Origin of the sequence: Kutzneria sp. 744, assembly GCF_000568255.1 — a bacterium.
GTDB lineage: Bacteria > Actinomycetota > Actinomycetes > Mycobacteriales > Pseudonocardiaceae > Kutzneria.
In genome coordinates, this window is the sequence record NZ_KK037166.1 from 10,704,471 (window position 1) to 10,707,476 (window position 3,006).

The 3,006-nt window shown below is 72.4% G+C and carries 1 protein-coding gene; it reads left to right on the forward strand.

Annotated elements, in window-relative coordinates:
• Positions 1-535: 535 nt before the first annotated feature.
• The coding region (locus KUTG_RS48535; RefSeq protein WP_232241348.1) for a hypothetical protein at positions 536-3,006 on the forward strand (2,471 nt) is incomplete at its 3' end.

The following is a 3,006-nucleotide window of genomic DNA, read 5'->3' on the forward strand; positions in this document are numbered from 1 at the left end:
GGGGTCACGCACACCGACGGCTGGGGCGTGAAGGTCAAGGCCGACGTGTGGGACGCGCTGCCGCTCTCCAAGGTGACCAACCCCGTGTTCGGCGCCGGCGGCTCCGTCGGCTACGTCCATGCCGACGAGCATTCGCGCGCCGACCAGTTGCGGGAGTCGGTGACGCGGTCGCGGACCGAGCGGGGATACCTGGTCGGTTTCGACACGACGGTCGGGGTGCGGGCGGAGTCGCGGCACGCGGTCAACGTGCTCGGTGCGGAGTTCGACTGGAGTTCGCAGGCGCGGACGGGTGAGAAGTGGGTGCACCTGCCGGAGGGCGCGGCGGTGTGGGTGCCGGCGGGGAGATCCACCGCGTCGGCCGGCTGCCGGACGGCGATCTGGGCAAGCTGGCTCCGGAGGACGCCGCCCGCTACCACAACGAGCCCCGCCGGACGGTCCGAACGAGGCGACCGCGCAGCCGCACGACGGCGGGGAGGAAGCGCCCCAGCACAACGACGACCCGACGCGACGGACCGACCCGGTGGATCCGGAACCGGTGCGCGCGCCCGCGGACACCGGTCACGGCACCGGCCGGGCGGAGGTGTACCGGCCGGAGGCGGGCGTCGAGCTGCTGACGCAGATCGGCCTGCACCTGAACGAGTGGACGCGGCGGCGCGGCGGGTCGCCCGAGCCGGACCTGTTCGCCCTCGTCAAACAGACAGTGGGGATGCCGGAGCGGCCGACCCGGAGGGAGCTGGAGTTCGGTCCGCTCAACGACCGCCTGGTGCGCGACGTGCTCGGGCCGTCGCTGACGGGCGCCGAGTTCAACCCCGTGCTGCACGACATGCTCAACGGCGGCCGGTCGTTCTTCCTGGAGGGACAGACGGCGTTCGGCAAGGTCGAGCAGCTGGTGGTGCTGCGGGCGAAGCTGGGGACCGGCGAGTTCCACCGCACCGTCCCCGGCGGCGATGTCAAGGTCAGCACCGAGGCCACGCATCAGGTGGGGACCAAGACTACCGACGGTTTCGCGTCGGAATTCGGCATCGGCGTCATCGCCGCCACCGGCATGACGGGGAAGCCGGGCACGTCCCAGGGGCTGTACTTCGCCGGCGGTTACGGGTTCAAGCGCGAGGCCGAGCACGGCACCGGGCGGACGCACGCGCTGGAGTTCAGCGAGCGGGCCGACCACGCGGAGTTCCTGCACGACCTGCACGTCGAGATGGACGTCTACCCCTACGCACGCTCCGGCCACTACCGGAAGTACCTGCCGGGCGCCCGCAACCTGGAGGAACACGAGCACACCGTGTTCGACCTGCCCGGTGCGGTCCGGTCCTCGGTGCCGCTGGAGGAGACCATCCCGGCTGGGGGCCGCCCGCGTCCGTCGATCGGCCACGTGGACGGGTCCCTGCACGACTGGCAGCAGGGGCAGGACAGGCCGCGCGGTCTCAGCGACGACGCGGTCGCGCACGTGGCGCCGTTCGACGCGCCGAAGCTGTTCGACGCGCTCGGCGACCTGGGCGACGGCCGCGGCGGGCGGCCGGTGCTGCACCCGCGGGCGATGCACGAGCTGCGCTCGGCGACGGCGTCGCTGCCGTTGCGGCGGCACCTGCCCGACCTGCTGTCCGAGCGCGGCCATGTCGTGCACATCACGGGCGACGCGGTGTACAGCGTGAAGGTCTCGGCGGACGTGGTGAAGCGCGAGCTCGTCGGGATCGTCGACGGACCCCTCAAGCCCAAGGTGACCGAGCTGACGACGGCCAAGATCGGCCACGGGCACAAGGCCGAGATCGGTCCGGACGCGTTCGCCAACGTCACCGGGGTTCCGATCGAGGACACCCAGCAGCGGCCGAACGTGATGGTGGGCGACGTCTACGCCAACTGGCGGGACATCGAGCGTTCCCACGCCGTCGACGCCTCGGGCGTGCACGAGATCCCGGACGGCTCACCCTCCACTTCGGACGAAGAACGGCCGCCGGCGGCGGCCGGCGACAACCGCCAGTACATCGTCCGCCTGACGCCGAAGTGGACGATCGTGCCGGAGTACCGGGGCGACCGGGCGCCGCGACACTGGCACACCCCGCTGCACACCGAGGCCGACAGTCCGATCACCGTCAGGACCAACCGGCGCGGGCTGGAAGACCTGGGCCTCGCGCACCTGCTCGACGAACAGGCGACGGCAGGGCACGTTCCGGTGCGCGAGACGGCGGATCCGGAGCGGCCGCCCGTGCCCGAGCAGTCGTCGCGGCCGACGGCGTCGGGCGACTTCCTCGGTGTGCGGCCGTCGGGCGAGGCACACCAGGTGCAGACCGGGGACGGCGAGCACCCGGACAAGCATGTCCCGTCCATGCCCCAGGGGACGGGCCAGCTGGATTTCCCCGGAACGCAGCGGTTTCCGCTGGAGGTGGTCGCGGAAGCGGAACACCTGTGGGAGTCGCCGCTGACCGGCCTCGACACGGACGGGTTGCGGTTGCGGGAGACCGCGACCGAGGAACTGCCCGACGGGTCCCACTTCGAGGTGGTGGACCAGCGGGGTGTGCCGCTGCCCGGAGTGACGGTGGCACCGCGGGAACTGGGCGGGTTCGTCGTGACCGGGCACGGCGTGGGCGCATTGCACTTCACGTCGGCGGGCCGGTTCGTGTTCCGGACCGTGGAGTTGCCCGGCCTCGACCAGGTGGTGCGGTTCGAGGCGCCGACCGGAGTGGCACAGCCGCGTCTGGCCGAGCGGGACGGCTTGCCGTCGGGCCAGAAGTCGGTGGAGTTCGTGCCCGCCGAGGACGGTGGCCTGGTGGTGCGGACACCGGTGCGGGACGGCGGTGAGATCGCCTGGGCGCACTGGCATTTCGACGCCGAGGGCCGGCTGCGACGGGCCGAGCAGCCGCTGACCGGAGACGAGTTGGGCGTGCTGTCCGGGATGTCGCTGCGGGTCGAGCACGATCCGGCCGGTGGCGTGACCCGTGCCGTCGTGGGCGGCCTGGGAGCGCGGCTGGCTTTCCGGGTGGAGTCGTTGCCGCGGGCGCTGGCCGAGGA